This window comes from Geobacillus sp. 46C-IIa (genome assembly GCF_014679505.1).
In the GTDB taxonomy this organism is placed as follows: domain Bacteria; phylum Bacillota; class Bacilli; order Bacillales; family Anoxybacillaceae; genus Geobacillus.
Map to the genome: position 1 here is coordinate 795635 of NZ_CP061474.1, position 15402 is coordinate 811036.

At 55.8% G+C, this 15402-nt stretch carries 14 protein-coding genes, 1 other RNA gene, 1 pseudogene and 2 other annotated features (2 of these 18 only partly in view); of the genes and pseudogenes, 15 read left to right on the top strand and 1 reads right to left on the bottom strand.

Annotated elements, in window-relative coordinates:
• Window positions 1–121, top strand: a binding site (T-box leader); it begins 109 nt to the left of the window's first position.
• Between the two features lie 47 nt (window positions 122–168).
• The 4 genes from hisS (at window position 169) to IC803_RS04030 (ending at window position 4407) form a co-directional block, all read left to right on the top strand.
• Window positions 169–1452, top strand: coding sequence for a histidine--tRNA ligase (gene hisS, locus IC803_RS04015; RefSeq protein ID WP_081208416.1), 1284 nt, complete (start codon window positions 169–171; stop codon window positions 1450–1452).
• 4 nt (window positions 1453–1456) lie between these two features.
• Complete coding sequence (gene aspS / locus IC803_RS04020; RefSeq protein ID WP_081208414.1) at window positions 1457–3229, top strand: aspartate--tRNA ligase; 1773 nt, start codon at window positions 1457–1459, stop codon at window positions 3227–3229.
• 75 nt (window positions 3230–3304) lie between these two features.
• A non-coding RNA gene (gene ssrS, locus IC803_RS04025) (6S RNA) lies at window positions 3305–3491 on the top strand.
• Window positions 3492–3645: 154 nt separating this feature from the next.
• Window positions 3646–4407 carry a tRNA threonylcarbamoyladenosine dehydratase gene (locus IC803_RS04030; protein WP_081208412.1) on the top strand — a complete coding sequence of 254 codons (762 nt, stop codon included), beginning with the start codon at window positions 3646–3648 and terminating at the stop codon, window positions 4405–4407.
• Between the two features lie 48 nt (window positions 4408–4455).
• On the opposite strand, the gene IC803_RS04035 is transcribed toward IC803_RS04030, so the two are convergent.
• Entirely contained in the window at window positions 4456–5106 is a 651-nt protein-coding gene (locus tag IC803_RS04035) for an RsfA family transcriptional regulator (RefSeq protein WP_081208410.1), read from the bottom strand.
• 286 nt (window positions 5107–5392) lie between these two features.
• Between IC803_RS04035 and IC803_RS04040 the strand changes: the two genes are divergently transcribed.
• The 11 genes and pseudogenes from IC803_RS04040 to IC803_RS04095 all read left to right on the top strand — a co-directional run bounded on the left by IC803_RS04040 (window position 5393) and on the right by IC803_RS04095 (window position 15314).
• Window positions 5393–6688, top strand: a complete 1296-nt coding sequence (locus IC803_RS04040) for a replication-associated recombination protein A (protein WP_081208408.1) — start codon at window positions 5393–5395, stop codon at window positions 6686–6688.
• A 64-nt stretch (window positions 6689–6752) separates the two neighbouring features.
• Window positions 6753–7403, top strand: a pseudogene (locus tag IC803_RS18080) (YitT family protein).
• 10 nt (window positions 7404–7413) lie between these two features.
• Window positions 7414–7830, top strand: coding sequence for a cysteine metabolism transcriptional regulator CymR (cymR, locus tag IC803_RS04055; protein WP_063165175.1), 417 nt, complete (start codon window positions 7414–7416; stop codon window positions 7828–7830).
• A 22-nt stretch (window positions 7831–7852) separates the two neighbouring features.
• The gene (locus tag IC803_RS04060; protein WP_081208406.1) at window positions 7853–8995 is read left to right on the top strand and encodes a cysteine desulfurase family protein; all 1143 of its coding nucleotides are present in this window, start codon (window positions 7853–7855) and stop codon (window positions 8993–8995) included.
• 14 nt (window positions 8996–9009) lie between these two features.
• On the top strand, window positions 9010–10125 hold the full coding sequence (gene mnmA, locus IC803_RS04065) for a tRNA 2-thiouridine(34) synthase MnmA (RefSeq protein WP_081208404.1): 1116 nt from the start codon (window positions 9010–9012) through the stop codon (window positions 10123–10125).
• Window positions 10126–10232: 107 nt separating this feature from the next.
• A complete protein-coding gene (locus IC803_RS04070) occupies window positions 10233–10895 on the top strand; it encodes a tetratricopeptide repeat protein (protein ID WP_081208402.1) in 663 nt (220 codons plus the stop codon).
• A gap of 17 nt (window positions 10896–10912) precedes the next feature.
• The gene (locus IC803_RS04075; RefSeq protein WP_081208400.1) at window positions 10913–13273 is read left to right on the top strand and encodes an SF1B family DNA helicase RecD2; all 2361 of its coding nucleotides are present in this window, start codon (window positions 10913–10915) and stop codon (window positions 13271–13273) included.
• 25 nt (window positions 13274–13298) lie between these two features.
• A complete protein-coding gene (locus tag IC803_RS04080) occupies window positions 13299–13772 on the top strand; it encodes a PRC-barrel domain-containing protein (RefSeq protein WP_081208398.1) in 474 nt (157 codons plus the stop codon).
• Between the two features lie 15 nt (window positions 13773–13787).
• A complete protein-coding gene (locus IC803_RS04085; RefSeq protein WP_081208396.1) occupies window positions 13788–13979 on the top strand; it encodes a hypothetical protein in 192 nt (63 codons plus the stop codon).
• A gap of 11 nt (window positions 13980–13990) precedes the next feature.
• Window positions 13991–14125 carry a YrzQ family protein gene (locus IC803_RS04090; RefSeq protein ID WP_081208394.1) on the top strand — a complete coding sequence of 45 codons (135 nt, stop codon included), beginning with the start codon at window positions 13991–13993 and terminating at the stop codon, window positions 14123–14125.
• 127 nt (window positions 14126–14252) lie between these two features.
• Window positions 14253–15314 carry an AI-2E family transporter gene (locus IC803_RS04095; RefSeq protein WP_081208392.1) on the top strand — a complete coding sequence of 354 codons (1062 nt, stop codon included), beginning with the start codon at window positions 14253–14255 and terminating at the stop codon, window positions 15312–15314.
• 47 nt (window positions 15315–15361) lie between these two features.
• Window positions 15362–15402: a binding site (T-box leader), on the top strand; it runs 182 nt beyond the window's last position.

Sequence of the window (15402 nt, forward strand, 5' to 3'; positions counted from 1 at the left end):
TTCCCTTTGAACGCGCTTTGCGTCAGTAAGGGGGAACGCGCGCCACGCGTTAGCGGCGACAAGGGGAAGCTGTATGCTTCAATTAGGGTGGCACCGCGGGAATCACGCTCTCGTCCCTATCGATGATGGGGACGAGAGCGTTTTTATTTTGGGCAAAGGAGGAAGAGCATGGCTTTTCAAATTCCGAGAGGGACACAAGATTTGCTGCCGGGTGAAACGGAAAAATGGCAATATGCCGAACAAGTGGCCCGCGACCTTTGCGGGCGGTATGGCTATGAAGAAATCCGGACGCCGATTTTTGAACATACCGAACTGTTTTTGCGCGGCGTCGGCGATACGACCGATATTGTCCAAAAAGAGATGTACACGTTTGAAGACAAAGGCGGCCGTGCATTGACGCTCCGCCCGGAAGGAACGGCGCCGGTCGTGCGGGCGTTCGTCGAGCATAAGCTGTATGGCAGCCCGAACCAGCCAGTCAAGCTGTATTATACCGGGCCGATGTTCCGTTATGAGCGGCCGGAAGCCGGGCGGTTCCGCCAATTCGTCCAGTTTGGCGTCGAGGCGATTGGCAGCAGCGACCCGGCGATTGACGCCGAGGTGATGGCGTTGGCGATGCATATTTATGAGGCGCTCGGGTTAAAACGCATCCGGCTCGTGATCAACAGTTTAGGTGATGTAGACAGCCGCTGCGCGCACCGCGAAGCGCTCGTCCGCCATTTTTCCGGCCGCATTCATGAACTGTGCCCGGACTGCCAGGCGCGGCTTGAGACGAATCCGCTCCGCATTCTTGACTGCAAAAAAGACCGCGACCATGAACTGATGGCGTCAGCACCGTCGATTTTAGACTATTTGAACGACGAGTCGCGCGCGTATTTTGAAAAGGTGAAGCAATATTTAACGATGCTTGGCATTTCGTTTGTCATCGATGCACGGCTCGTGCGCGGGCTCGATTATTACAATCATACGACGTTTGAAATTATGAGCGAGGCCGAAGGGTTCGGTGCGGCGGCGACGCTGTGCGGCGGCGGGCGCTATAACGGGCTCGTGCAAGAAATCGGCGGGCCGGAAGCGCCGGGCATCGGCTTTGCGTTAAGCATTGAGCGGCTGTTGGCGGCGCTTGAGGCGGAAGGAATCGAACTGCCGATCCGCCAAGGAATCGATTGCTATGTTGTCGCTGTCGGCGAACGGGCGAAAGATGAAGCTGTCCGCCTCGTTTACGAATTGCGCCGTGCCGGTCTGCGCGCTGATCAAGACTATTTGGGCCGGAAACTGAAGGCGCAGTTGAAGGCGGCTGACCGGCTTGGCGCGTCGTTCGTTGCCATCATCGGCGACGAGGAGCTCGAGAAACAGACAGCGGCCGTGAAACATATGGCGAGCGGCGAGCAAACCGATGTGCCGCTTGGCGAGTTAGTGTCCTTTTTAACAGAACGGACAAAGCGGGAGGAGGAGTAAAAAGGTGGAACGGACGTATTATTGTGGTGAAGTGCCGGAAACGGCCGTTGGCGAGCGCGTCGTGCTTAAAGGCTGGGTGCAAAAGCGCCGCGACTTAGGCGGGCTCATTTTCATCGATTTGCGCGACCGGACAGGCATCGTGCAAATCGTCGTCAGCCCGGATGTGTCAGCTGAAGCGCTGGCGGCCGCCGAGCGCGTGCGGAGCGAATATGTGCTGAGCGTTGAGGGGACGGTCGTCGCCCGCGCGCCGGAGACGGTCAACCCGAACATCGCGACCGGCCGCATCGAAGTGCAGGCGGAACGCATCGACATTATCAATGAAGCCAAAACGCCGCCGTTTGCGATCACGGATGACACCGATGCGGCGGAAGACGTGCGTTTGAAATACCGGTATTTGGATTTGCGCCGCCCGGTCATGTTTCGAACGCTGGAGTTCCGGCATAAGGTCACGAAAGCGGTGCGCGACTTTTTGAACGGCGAACGCTTTTTGGAAATCGAGACGCCGATGTTGACGAAAAGCACGCCGGAAGGGGCGCGCGACTATTTAGTGCCGAGCCGCGTCCACCTGGGCGAATTTTACGCCTTGCCGCAGTCGCCGCAAATTTTTAAGCAGCTGCTGATGGTCGGCGGTTTTGAGCGCTACTATCAAATCGCGCGCTGCTTCCGCGATGAAGATTTGCGCGCTGACCGCCAGCCGGAGTTTACGCAAATTGACATTGAAATGTCGTTTATCGATCAAGAAGACATCATCGATTTAACCGAACGGATGATGGCAGCGGTCGTCAAAGCGGCCAAAGGGATTGACATTCCGCGCCCGTTCCCGCGCATCACATATGATGAGGCGATGAGCCGTTACGGCTCCGATAAGCCGGATGTGCGCTTTGGCTTAGAACTTGTCGACGTGTCGGAAGCGGTCCGCGGCTCCGCGTTTCAAGTATTCAGCCGCGCCGTCGAGCAAGGTGGCCAAGTGAAGGCGATCAACGTGAAAGGAGCGGCAAGCCGCTATTCACGCAAAGACATTGATGCGTTAGCGGAGTTTGCCGGCCGTTACGGGGCGAAAGGGCTCGCTTGGTTAAAAATGGAAGAAGGGGAGCTGAAAGGGCCGATCGCCAAGTTTTTCAGCGCTGAGGAACAAACCGCGCTGCGCCAGCTGCTCGCTGCCGAAGACGGGGATTTGCTTTTGTTTGTCGCCGACCAAAACGCCGTCGTTGCCGCGGCCCTCGGCGCGCTGCGGCTTCGGCTCGGCAAAGAGCTTGGCTTAATCGATGAAACGAAGCTCGCCTTTTTATGGGTGACGGACTGGCCGCTGTTGGAATATGACGAAGAGGAAGGCCGCTATTACGCCGCCCACCATCCGTTTACGATGCCGGCGCGCGACGACATTCCGCTGCTTGAGACAAACCCGGGAGCTGTGCGCGCGCAGGCGTATGATTTGGTGTTAAACGGCTATGAGCTCGGCGGCGGCTCGCTCCGCATTTTTGAGCGTGACGTGCAAGAAAAAATGTTCCGCGCCTTAGGATTCAGTGAAGAAGAGGCGCGTCGCCAGTTTGGATTTCTGCTTGAGGCGTTTGAGTACGGCACCCCGCCGCACGGCGGCATCGCGCTTGGCCTCGACCGGCTTGTGATGCTCTTAGCCGGGCGCACGAACTTGCGCGATACGATCGCCTTTCCGAAAACGGCGAGCGCCAGCTGCCTGCTCACCGAAGCGCCCGGACCGGTCAGCGAAAAACAGCTGGAAGAGCTGCATTTGGCTGTCGTGCTGCCTGACCAGGAATAGCCGCTCCGCCGGCAAGGAAACATCAGCGACAGGTGTTCACAAACGCTGAAAAATATGATACAATGAAAGCAACCAACCGTCCTAATGTGTTCGTCGCATCACCCATCGTTTTGACCGAACAGTAAATGATCCGGGAGCCTGGGGTTTCCAAGCGGCGTGCATGCCCCTTCGTCACAGGGGAAGCGCAAACCTTGGAACAGGGCACCCACCTATGGGAGAGCGGGTTCAAAACGAAGGCATCGACGGCACGATTGGGACTGGTATACATAGGAGAATGAAAGAATGATGCCCCTATGCCGACAAACGCATAGGGGGTTTTTGTTTTGCCAGCAAAATGCCGTTGCCACATTGGCTGACTTCATGTAGGATAAAAAGCGGCATAATGATCAATTTCTGAACAAATGGAGAGGAGAACGATGCTGCATCAATTTTCCCGCAATGAACTGGCCATTGGTCCAGAAGGGCTTGAGAAACTCAAAAATGCCACTGTCGCTGTGCTTGGCGTCGGTGGCGTCGGGTCGTTCGCTGTCGAGGCGCTCGCCCGTTCCGGGGTCGGCCGGCTGGTGCTCGTTGACCGCGACAACGTCGATATTACGAACATTAACCGGCAAATTCATGCTTTATTGTCGACGATCGGTCGACCGAAAGTCGAGCTGATGAAGGAGCGCATCGCCGATATTAACCCGGCGTGCGAAGTGATCGCCTTGCAAATGTTTTACACCGAGGAGACGTACGAGCAGTTTTTCGCTCATCACTTGGATTTTGTCATCGATGCGTCCGATACGATTATGTATAAAGTGCACTTAATGAAACAATGTCTTGAGCGCGGCATCCCGATCATCTCGAGCATGGGTGCGGCGAACAAAATGGATCCGACTCGTTTTCGCATCGCGGACATTTCGAAAACGCACACCGATCCGATCGCGAAAGTCATCCGCGCCAAACTGCGCAAAGAAGGCATCCGCCGCGGCATTCCGGTCGTCTTTTCCGACGAGAAGCCGGTGAAAATTCGCGAAGACGTCCGCCAAGTCGTCGGCAATGATGCCTCGCCGATCCGCAAGGCGAAAATGCCGCCGTCATCGAACGCTTTTGTGCCATCGGTTGCCGGACTCATTATGGCGTCATATGTCATTAATGAATTGTTGAAAGAAATTCCGATTGCCCGCGTCGGCGAATAAGCGATTAAATAAACAAGAGGCGATGAACCCCATCGCCTCTTGTTTTTATTATGAATGTGCCATCGGTTCGCTTTGTTCGCCCGTTTCCGCGAGAAGCAGCTGGGCGAGGGAGAAGCGTTCGCCTTCTTCCGAAGCGAGCTGGCGGGCGCGGGCCATAATTTTGACGAGCGCCTCGTAATCTTCTTGAACGGTCGTCTGGCGCGCCTCGAGGCGCTCCAGCTTTTGGGTCAGCTGCTCGTTGCGCGCCAGCCATTCGGTTCGCTCCCGTTTCAGCCGTTCGTTTTCCTGGCGGGCGGCTTCCAACTGTTTCGCATCACGCCGCAGCGCTTGCAAAAAGGAAATACATTGGTCAAGCGTCAACGGAGCAGCCGGGAGAAACGGGGATGACCCTTCGGCGCCTTTGTTCTCGTCAAGGGGGCGAAATGTTACATCGTTCGCTTCTTTTTGCCATTTTTTCATCATCTCTAGCGCCCGTTTTCGCTCTTTTCGCTGTTTTTTCGCCTGTTCGATGGCGTCGAGATGCCGTTTCCGCACTTCGGCGTTCCAACGGAAACCGCATGCCGCCGCTGTCCGGCGCAGCTGCCTTCCGACCTCTTCAAAGGCGGCGAGCTGGGTCTTTCCTTCGCGTATGTATTGCAGCACCGTCTCAGCGAGCAGTACGTCTTCTTCGTGTGACCACGCATCCTGTCTTGTCTTCATGCTGTCCACCCCGCAAATGTAATGTTGATATGATGATAGTTTTTCCGTTCTTTTTCCAATTTAAACTTCCCTTTATTCATTTTCCCTCCCTTCCGCCCGGCGTTGCCCCGCTGATGCCTGCGCACGGCTGTTTGAATGCAAGCGACAACGGATAGGCTGCGCCGCTCCAATCAACCGGTCTACTACATAACATGAAAAGGAGCGGACGTTTTCTGCCGAAGAAGGTGAGGTTGCAGTTGGCGAAGCGGCCGCTGCCGCTGTACAATGGAACGAAGGAGGGATTGGCATGCGAAAAACGACGGAACCGTTGGCGGTGCGGATGCGGCCACGGACGATCGATGATATCGTCGGGCAGGCGCATATCATCGGGCCAGGGACGCCGCTTTACAAAATGGTGAAAAAAGGGTATGTGCCATCGCTGCTGCTTTACGGGGAGCCAGGGACAGGAAAGACGTCGCTCGCTTACGCCATCGCCCGCACCGCCGGGCGGGAGTTGGTCGCCATCAACGCGACGTCATCCGGGAAAAAGGAGATCGAGGAAGCGGCCGAAGCGGCGCGCTGGTCGGGCCATGTCCTTTTGTTTATCGACGAAATTCACCGTCTGAATAAGGCGCAGCAAGATGTTTTGCTTCCGCATCTTGAATCCGGGCTCGTGACATTGATCGGGGCGACGACGGAAAACCCGTTTCATGAGGTGAACCCAGCGATCCGCAGCCGGTGCGGGCAAATTCAGCAGTTAAAGCGGCTTCAGTCGGCTGATTTACTCGTGATTTTGAAACGGGCGCTCACCGATCCGGAACGCGGGGTCGGAGAGACGCCGGTGATCATCGATGAGGCGCTGTTATGGCGCATCGCCGAGGCGGCCGGCGGGGATGCGCGCGCCGCGCTCTCGCTTCTTGAGGCGGCGGTCGCCGCAGCCGATGAGCGCGACGGCTCCCTGTATATCGATGAAGCGATCATCGCGTCATGCACCGCGAATCGCGGGTTTACTCATGACAAGTACGGCGATACATACTATTCGCTGCTTTCCGCGTTTCAAAAAAGCGTGCGCGGCAGCGACGCTGATGCCGCGCTTCATTATTTGGCGCGGCTGCTTGAAGGAGGGGATTTAGCCGCCGTCTGTCGGCGGCTGCTCGTCATCGCCTACGAAGATATCGGGCTCGCTAACCCGATGATGGGGGTGAAAGTGCAGGCGGCCGTCGCGGCAGCGGAGCGGATCGGGCTGCCGGAGGCGCGCATTCCGCTTGCGGTTATAACAGTTGAGCTTTGTTTGAGCCCGAAATCCAACAGCGCTTACAAGGCGCTCGATGCGGCGCTCGCTGATGTGCGCGCCGGAAAGCTTGGTGAGATTCCGGATCATTTAAAAGACGCCCATTATCAAGGAGCGGCTGTGCTCGGACATGGACAAGGCTACTTATACCCGCACGATTATCCAAACGGTTGGGTGGACCAAGCGTATTTGCCGGCCGCTCTTGAAGGCGTCCGCTACTATGAGCCGAAAGAGCATGGGGAGGAAAAATATTATGCCAAAGTGTACCGGCGGCTTCGGCAGTTGAAACAAGACGGCAATGTTGAGCCGTGAACGGAGGAGGCATTTATGGTATAATAACACAAGCGATTGGCTCAACAGAGGGGGCGCATCGACAATGGCTCACAACGATATCCCATGGTTGCGTTGGGGCATTTATTTTGCCGGTTTGTTCGTCATGTCATTTGGCATCGTGTTGACGATTAAGGCCGATGTCGGCTGCGCACCGTGGGATGTGCTTCATATCGGCTTGCAACGACAATTCGGCTTGACGATCGGCGCGTGGTCGATCATTGTCGGGATGGGGGTGCTTGCGGCTTCTGCGCTGCTTGTGAAGCAGCGGCCGCGGCTTGGCGCTTTTTTAAACATGGTGACGGTTGGAATGCCGATCGATGGATGGATGATGATTCCGCAGCTCAAAACGCCGGAACAGCCGCTCGAACAATATGCCATGTTAATGGCGGGCATCATCGTGTCCGGTTAGGGCATGGGCTTATACATTTCCGCCGGCGTCGGCGCCGGTCCGCGTGACAGTTTGATGCTCGCTCTGACCGAGTTGACTAGGTGGAAAGTCGCATACATTCGCATTGGCATGGAAGCGCTCGTGTTGCTCGTCGGCTGGCTGCTTGGCGGTCCGGTGTCGTTCGGCACGCTTCTTTTTTGTGTGACGATCGGCTCGGTCGCCGGCTTGGCGCTGCCGCAATGCCAGAAAATGACCGGACGCCTGCTCGGGACGACAACCGTTCGCGTGCAAGGGTTAAGCCGTTAGGGGGGATATGATGAAAATTTCGACGAAGGGCCGTTACGGGTTGACGATTATGATCGAATTGGCCAAAAAATATGGCGACCGCCCGATTTCGCTTCGTTCGATCGCTAAGGCGAACAATTTATCTGAACATTATTTGGAACAGCTCGTCACGCCGCTGCGCAACGCCGGGCTCGTCAAAAGCATCCGCGGGGCGTATGGCGGCTACGTGCTTGCTGAGCATCCGGCGAAAATTACGGCCGGTGATATTCTTCGCGTGCTTGAAGGACCGCTTACTCCGGTCGAGGAACTTGAAGAGGAGGAGCCGGCCAAGCGCGAGCTATGGATTCGCATCCGTGACGCGGTCGAGGAAGTGCTTGACAGCACGACACTCGAGGATTTGGCGAAGTATAGCGACGGGGATGATGGGGCATATATGTTTTATATTTAAGCGATAGAAAGGGGAATGACCGTTGGAACGGATTTATTTGGATCATGCTGCCACGTCGCCCGTGCATCCGGATGTGGCGGCCGGCATGGTCCATTGGATGACCGAACAGTTCGGCAACCCGTCAAGCATCCACTATTTCGGCCGACAAAGCCGCCGCGCGGTTGACGAAGCGAGGGCAGCCGTCGCCCGCAGCCTCGGAGCGAAAGAGACGGAGATCGTGTTTACAAGCGGCGGCACGGAAGCGGATAATTTTGCGCTCATCGGAACGGCGATGGCCAACCGCAGCCGCGGCAGCCATATCATTACAACCGCCATCGAGCATCACGCTGTTTTGCGCGCTTGCGAATACCTAGAAAAACAAGGGTTTGACGTGACGTATTTGCCGGTTGATGAACAAGGGATCGTGTCGGTTGATGACGTGAAAGCTGCGCTGCGCGATGAGACGATTTTAGTGTCGGTCATGTTCGCCAACAATGAAATTGGCACAATCCAGCCGATCCGTGAAATCGGCGCGCTGCTTCGCGACCACCCGGCGTATTTTCATACCGATGCCGTTCAGGCGTACGGGCTTCTCCCAATCGATGTGAATGAATATGGGGTCGACTTGCTGTCGCTCTCAAGCCATAAAATTAATGGCCCGAAAGGAAGCGGGGCGCTGTACATTCGGGAGACGGTCCGCATCACGCCGCTGCTTTTCGGCGGTGAGCAAGAACGGAAACGGCGCGCCGGCACGGAAAACGTCCCCGGCATCATCGGCTTGGCGCAGGCGGCGGAAATCGCCGGGCGGACGAGGGAGGAAAAGCGCAAACAATACGCGGCCTGGCGCGAGGTGATGCTTGACATTTTCCGCTCGTCGGGCATTGACTACGTCGTGAACGGCAGCCAAGACGGCCTGCCGCATATTTTAAACGTTGCGTTTCCGGGAACGAACGTCGAATCGCTGCTCGTGAACTTGGATTTGGCCGGCATTGCTGCCTCAAGCGGCTCGGCGTGCACAGCCGGTTCGATCGACCCGTCGCACGTGCTTGTCGCTATGTGCGGAAGGCAGTCTGAGCGCATCCGGTCGTCCGTCCGCTTCAGCTTCGGGCTCGGCAATACGAACGAGCAAATCGAGCGAGCTGCAGAAGAAACGGTAAAGATCGTCAAACGGCTCACGAACCGATGAGGGGGTGAAACCGCATGAACAAACCACCGCATGAAACGCGCGTGGTCGTCGGCATGTCCGGCGGCGTCGACTCGTCAGTCGCCGCGCTATTGTTAAAAGAACAAGGATATGATGTGATCGGCATTTTTATGAAAAACTGGGATGACACCGATGAAAACGGCGTTTGCACGGCGACGGAAGATTTCGAAGATGTCGTGCGCGTCTGCAACCAAATCGGCATCCCGTACTATGCAGTCAACTTTGAAAAGCAATATTGGGACAAAGTGTTTACGTATTTTTTGGACGAATACAAAGCCGGACGCACCCCGAACCCGGATGTGATGTGCAATAAGGAAATTAAATTCAAGGCGTTTTTGGAGCACGCCATGTCGATCGGCGCCGATTATGTCGCGACCGGCCATTACGCCCGCGTCGAGTTTCGCGACGGCGAATATAAAATGCTGCGCGGGGCCGACCCGAACAAAGATCAAACGTACTTTTTAAACCAGCTCGGCCAAGCCCAGCTGTCAAACGTGATGTTCCCGATCGGCCACTTGCACAAAGCGGACGTGCGCCGGATCGCGAAAGAAGCCGGGCTTGCCACCGCTGGGAAAAAAGACAGCACCGGCATTTGCTTTATCGGTGAGCGCGATTTCAAAGAGTTTTTAAGCCACTACTTGCCGGCTCAGCCGGGGGTGATGAAAACGCTCGACGGCGAGGTAAAAGGGCGGCATGACGGGGTGATGTATTACACGATCGGCCAGCGCCACGGGCTTGGCATCGGCGGCAGCGGTGAACCGTGGTTTGTCGTCGGCAAAGATGTGCGTGAAAACGTGCTTTATGTCGCCCAAGGGTTTGACAACGAATATTTGTATTCCACCTCGTTAAAGGCGGTCAATGTCAACTGGGTGTCTGACCGCAAACCGGAAGCGCCGTTCCGCTGCACAGCGAAGTTCCGCTATCGCCAGCCGGATCTCGGCGTCACGGTTCATCCGCTTGCGGGCGACAAGGCGGAAGTCGTCTTCGATGCGCCGGCGCGAGCGGTGACACCGGGTCAGGCGGTTGTCTTTTACAACGGTGACGAATGCCTTGGCGGCGGCACGATTGATGAAGTGTTCCGTGACGGTGAAAAGCTTTGGTATGTCGGTTGATTGTACGGATAGAAAAAGCCTCAACCCGGCTTCGGGTTGGGGTGTTTTTTGCAATTGCTCGAAAAGAACGAACATATGTGCTAAACTAGAAGCAGGAGGGATGAGCGGTGGCCAATCTGAATGAACGAGGGTTGGCGCATATGCGCGCCGGAGAGTACGAAGAAGCGCTTCGTTGCTTTTCTGAAGCAGTGAATGAGCGTCCTGATGATCCGGCCGGTTATATTAACATCGGCACCGTTCTTGCTGCTGCCGGCGAGGAAGAGAAGGCGCTTGAATGCTTCCGGCAGGCGCTTATGCTTGACGAACGGGCGGCGGCGGCCTATTACGGCATCGGCACGGTGTACTACAAGCGCGAGCAGTTCACCGAGGCGAAAGACATGTTTGAGCGGGCGCTTGCGCTTGGATTGGCTGATGCCGATACGCACTTTATGCTTGGGATGTCGTTATGGCGGCTTGAGATGCCGCGCCTGGCGCTGCCTTATTTGCAGCGGGCGGCTGAACTGAACGAAGGGGATGCTGAAGCGCTTTTTCAGCTTGGTCTTTGCCTTGCTACCCTCGATTATGTCGATGAGGCGAAACGGTATTTCGAAAAAACGTTGGAATACGATCCGCGCCATGCGGATGCGTATTACAATTTAGGCGTTATTTATGCGTACAAAGATGATCCGGCCGCTGCCCGCGATTTATTTGCTGCCGCTTTGGATGCCAATCCGGATCACGTGCTCGCTGGGTACGGAAAGAAACTGATGGAAAAGCGGCTTGCGCCGTAAAAGGCAGGGGATGACTGTTGCAAGAGCAGCAATCGCTCGCGCTCGATGGACGCACGTTTATGAAAGGAACGTGTTTGGCCGTCATTTTCCATAACGAAGAAACGTTATATACGGTCGTCCGCATCCGTGTCGAAGAAACGAACGAAGCGGCTGCGGAGGAGGAAGTGGTCGTCACCGGTTATTTTCCTCGTTTAAATGAGGGGGACGTGTACGTTTTTTATGGACAATTCCGCCAGCATCCGCGCTTTGGCCGCCAATATGCGGCCGAGCAGTTCCGCAAACAGCTTCCAAACACGAAAGAAGGAGTTATTCATTATTTGTCAAGCGGCTTGTTTAAAGGAATCGGAAAAAAAACGGCGACAGCGATTGTGGAAGCGCTCGGCGAAAACGCGATCGCCACGATTTTGCGCGATCCGGAGGCGCTTAGGCGCGTGCCGAAGCTGACGAAGCAAAAAGCGAAGCAATTGTATGAAACGCTCTGCGCCCACGAAGGGCTCGAGCAGACGATGATCGCCCTCGCCCAGCTCGGCTTCGGCCCGCAGCTGGCGATGAAAATTTACCAAGTATACGGCGAAGAGACGATGGACATCATTCATGAAAACCCGTACCAGCTCGTCGAAGACATTGAAGGGATCGGGTTTGGCCGCGCTGATGAGCTTGGGCGGCAGCTCGGCATTTCCGGCAGCCACCCGGCTCGGCTGCGCGCCGCCTGCCTGTTTGTCCTTGAGCAGGCATGCCTGCAAGAAGGGCACGTCTATATGAAAGAGGAAGAGCTCATCGGCCGCATTGCGGAGCTGCTTGGCGGAAAGGAAAACGGCGCGGTCGATGGACAAGCCATCGGGCAGACGCTCCTCATGTTAAGCGAAGAAGGGAAGATGATCATGGAGCAAAACCGCTGTTATCTTCCCTCGCTTTACTTCGCCGAAAAAGGGATCGCTTCAAACATTCAGCGGCTGCTTAGGCAAACGCCGCCGTCGGCGTTTGCCGAGTCGGAGTTTTTGCTTGCGCTCGGGGCGCTTGAGGAGCGGCTCGGGATGCAATACGCGCCTCAGCAAAAAGAGGCAATCCAACAGGCCCTTTCTTCGCCGCTCTTTATTTTGACCGGAGGTCCAGGAACCGGAAAAACAACGGTGATTAAAGGCATTGTCGAGCTGTTTGCCGCCTTAAACGGTCTGTCGCTCGACCCTGCCGATTACAAAAGCGGTGAACCGTTTCCCGTGCTGCTCGCCGCCCCGACCGGACGGGCGGCAAAGCGGATGAGCGAGGCGACGGGGCTGCCGTCGGCAACGATTCATCGACTGCTCGGCTGGAACGGGGCGGAAGGATTCAGCCACGATGAAAATGAGCCCATTGCCGGCAAGCTGCTTGTCGTCGATGAAGTGTCGATGGTCGATACGTGGTTGGCCAATCAGCTGTTAAAAGCGGTGCCTGACGGAATGCAAGTCATCTTCGTTGGCGACGAGGACCAGCTCCCATCGGTCGGTCCCGGGCAAGTGTTGAAAGATTTGCTTGAGTCGGGCGTCGTTCCATCGGTCAAATTGACCGAGGTGTACCGCCAAGCGGAAGGATCATCGATCATCGGGCTCGCCCATGCGATGAAGCGCGGCGTCGTGCCGGCCGACTTGACCGCCCCGAAGGCGGATCGTTCGTTCATCCGTTGCCGCGCCGGACAAGTGGCTGATGTTGTGCGGCAAATTGCCGACAACGCGCGCAACAAAGGGTTTTCCGTCAAGGACATTCAAGTGCTCGCTCCGATGTACCGCGGCCCGGCCGGCATCGATCAGCTGAACAAAGTGCTGCAAGGGCTGTTTAATCCGCCAGCTGACGGGAAACGGGAGCTTTCCGTCGGCGACGTTGTGTACCGCGTCGGCGATAAAGTGCTCCAGCTCGTCAACCAGCCGGAAGACAATGTGTTTAACGGCGATATCGGCGAAGTCGTCGCCATTTTTTACGCCAAAGAAAATACGGAAAAGCAAGACTTGCTTGTTGTCTCGTTTGACGGCGTTGAAGTGACATACACAAGGCAAGATTTAGCGCAAATTACCCATGCGTATTGCTGCTCGGTCCATAAAGCGCAAGGGAGCGAGTTTCCGATCGTCATTTTGCCTGTTGTCAAAAGCTATTACCGGATGTTGAAGCGGAATTTGTTGTATACGGCGGTGACAAGAAGCAAGCAGTTTCTTATTTTATGCGGCGAAGAAGAAGCGTTCCGGTTTGGCGTTGCCCAACGCGGCGACGGAGCGCGCCGGACAGCGCTCGCCGAAAAGCTGGCGGCTGCGGCTGCGCCGTTTGTCGAAGGTGAACTGCCGCTTGAGGATGCGAATACCGGGATGGAAAACGTTACGCCGTATGACTTTATGGGCGATGAGCCAAGCTAAAAGTGGCTGGAAAGGTGGGAGAATGATGCGGACGTTTTCCGACGTCAAAGGGCTTCCCATTTATGAACAGACAACAGGGAAAGCAGTCGGGACGATCGCCGACATTTGGTTTACCGGCCATGGCACGGTCAAAGGGTTTGTCGCGGAACGGAGAGGTCTATTTGGCCGCCGCCGCTACTTGCCGCTTTCGGCTGTGCAATCGTTGCAAAATGACCGAGTCATCATTCGTGATGCTGGCAGCTTCCAGCCGTTCCCTTCGCTTGACAGCGGCCACTCTCTCTTCGGTGAACGCGGCATTGCCGGCAGCATGGTTGTCGCCGCAGACGGAACGACGATCGGCTTGCTCGACGATGTATATTTTGACGGGCAATTGGGCAAAATTGACGGATACGAGATTAGTGAGGGATTTTTTTCTGATTTGACGGAAGGAAAGAAACGAATGGAGGCAGCTCCGTTCACCGCCAAAGAAGGCGTCGTCACCGTTGAAACAATGAGGTAAGGAGAGTGGCTGTCGATGCTCATTTGCCCGAATTGCAAACGAAAAAATTTGGGAAAGATCGGCGTCAACCAATATTACTGCTGGGATTGCTTTATTGAGCTGTCCGTCTCAAAAGGAATGATTCACGCCCATCAAGTGGAAGAGGATGGGACGCTAAGCTCCCTCGATGACTTGTTTGACGACCATGAGCGCACGATTCCATTTTAGGAGGGACGAGCATGAATCGAACGATGACTTCGCTGTTGGCAGTCGGGTTAGGCGTCGCTGCTTATCAGCTGGCCCAGCGCAACAATTGGACGAACGGCCGCACGATGCGGAGAATGCGCCGCCGCTTGATGCAAGCGATCCGCTGACGGCTCCGCCGTTTCCCCGCCCTAAACGGCGGGGACGGCGGCTTTTGGTGTCTGCTAAATAGTGGAATAGGCGGCGGAGGCATATTTCCATCCCCATCTCTTACACTAAACAGTAGGAGGTGTGGCGATGGGGGAGCAACAATGGCTGTCATTCTTTCGCATCGGGAAATGGCTGCTGGTGACTGCGATTGTCTATTTAATCGTCCGGATGAAAGATGTTTGGTGGCCGGTCGTCGATTTTGTCGCCACCGCCTTAGCCCCGTTTTTGCTGGCGGCGTTTATTACCTATTTGTTGCATCCGCTTGTTGAGTATCTTCACGGCAAAGGGGTGCCGCGGGCGTTTGCCATTTTGCTCATTTATTTGTTGTTTTTCGGTTCGGTCGGCTACGGTCTTTACCGCGGCATGCCGGTTTTGATCGCCCAGCTGCGCGAACTTGATGAACGGTTGCCATCATTGATGAATACATATCGGCAGTGGGCGCGCCACATCCACGATGAAACGTCGACGTGGCCGATGGAGGTGCATACGCGCATTGAAGCGATGTTTATGCAGCTTGAGGAGGCGGCTGCGAGGGCGGTCACGATGGCGATCAACGCGGCCAAATCATTGATCGGTTCGGCGGCGACGGTTCTTCTCATTCCGTTTATCGTGTTTTATATGCTAAAAGATATTGATGTGCTGAAAAAAGCGGTTTGGTATATAACCCCAAAGCGGTGGCGCGAACCGGGGATGGCGTTTTTAAAAGACGTTGACGAGTCGCTTGGCGGCTATATTCGCGGTCAGCTGTTCGTCTGTGCGGCCATCGGTTCGGCGGCGTCGCTTGGCCTTTGGCTCGCCGGCATGGACTATCCGCTCTTGCTCGGGTTTGTGATCGGACTGACGAACATCATTCCGTATTTCGGCCCGTTGATCGGCGCTATTCCGGCCGCCATTTTGGCAGCGACCATTTCGCTTAAAATGGTGATCATCGTGCTCGCCATTATTTTTGCCTTGCAATTTTTAGAAGGAAACGTCTTGTCGCCGCTGATTGTCGGCAAAAGTGTGCATATGCATCCGCTTGTCATTATGCTCGCGCTGTTTGCCGGCGGCGAACTTGCGGGTGTGCCCGGCCTCATTCTCGCCGTCCCGACCGCGGCGGTGCTGAAAGTAGCCATTGCGCATTGGAAAGAGCATTATGCCCCGCATTGACAAACGGGCACGGCTTGTCTATAATCTTTCAATGAAAAAAGCGAATACATAACGCGATGACGGATCGAGTATGTTGCAGTCCATCTTA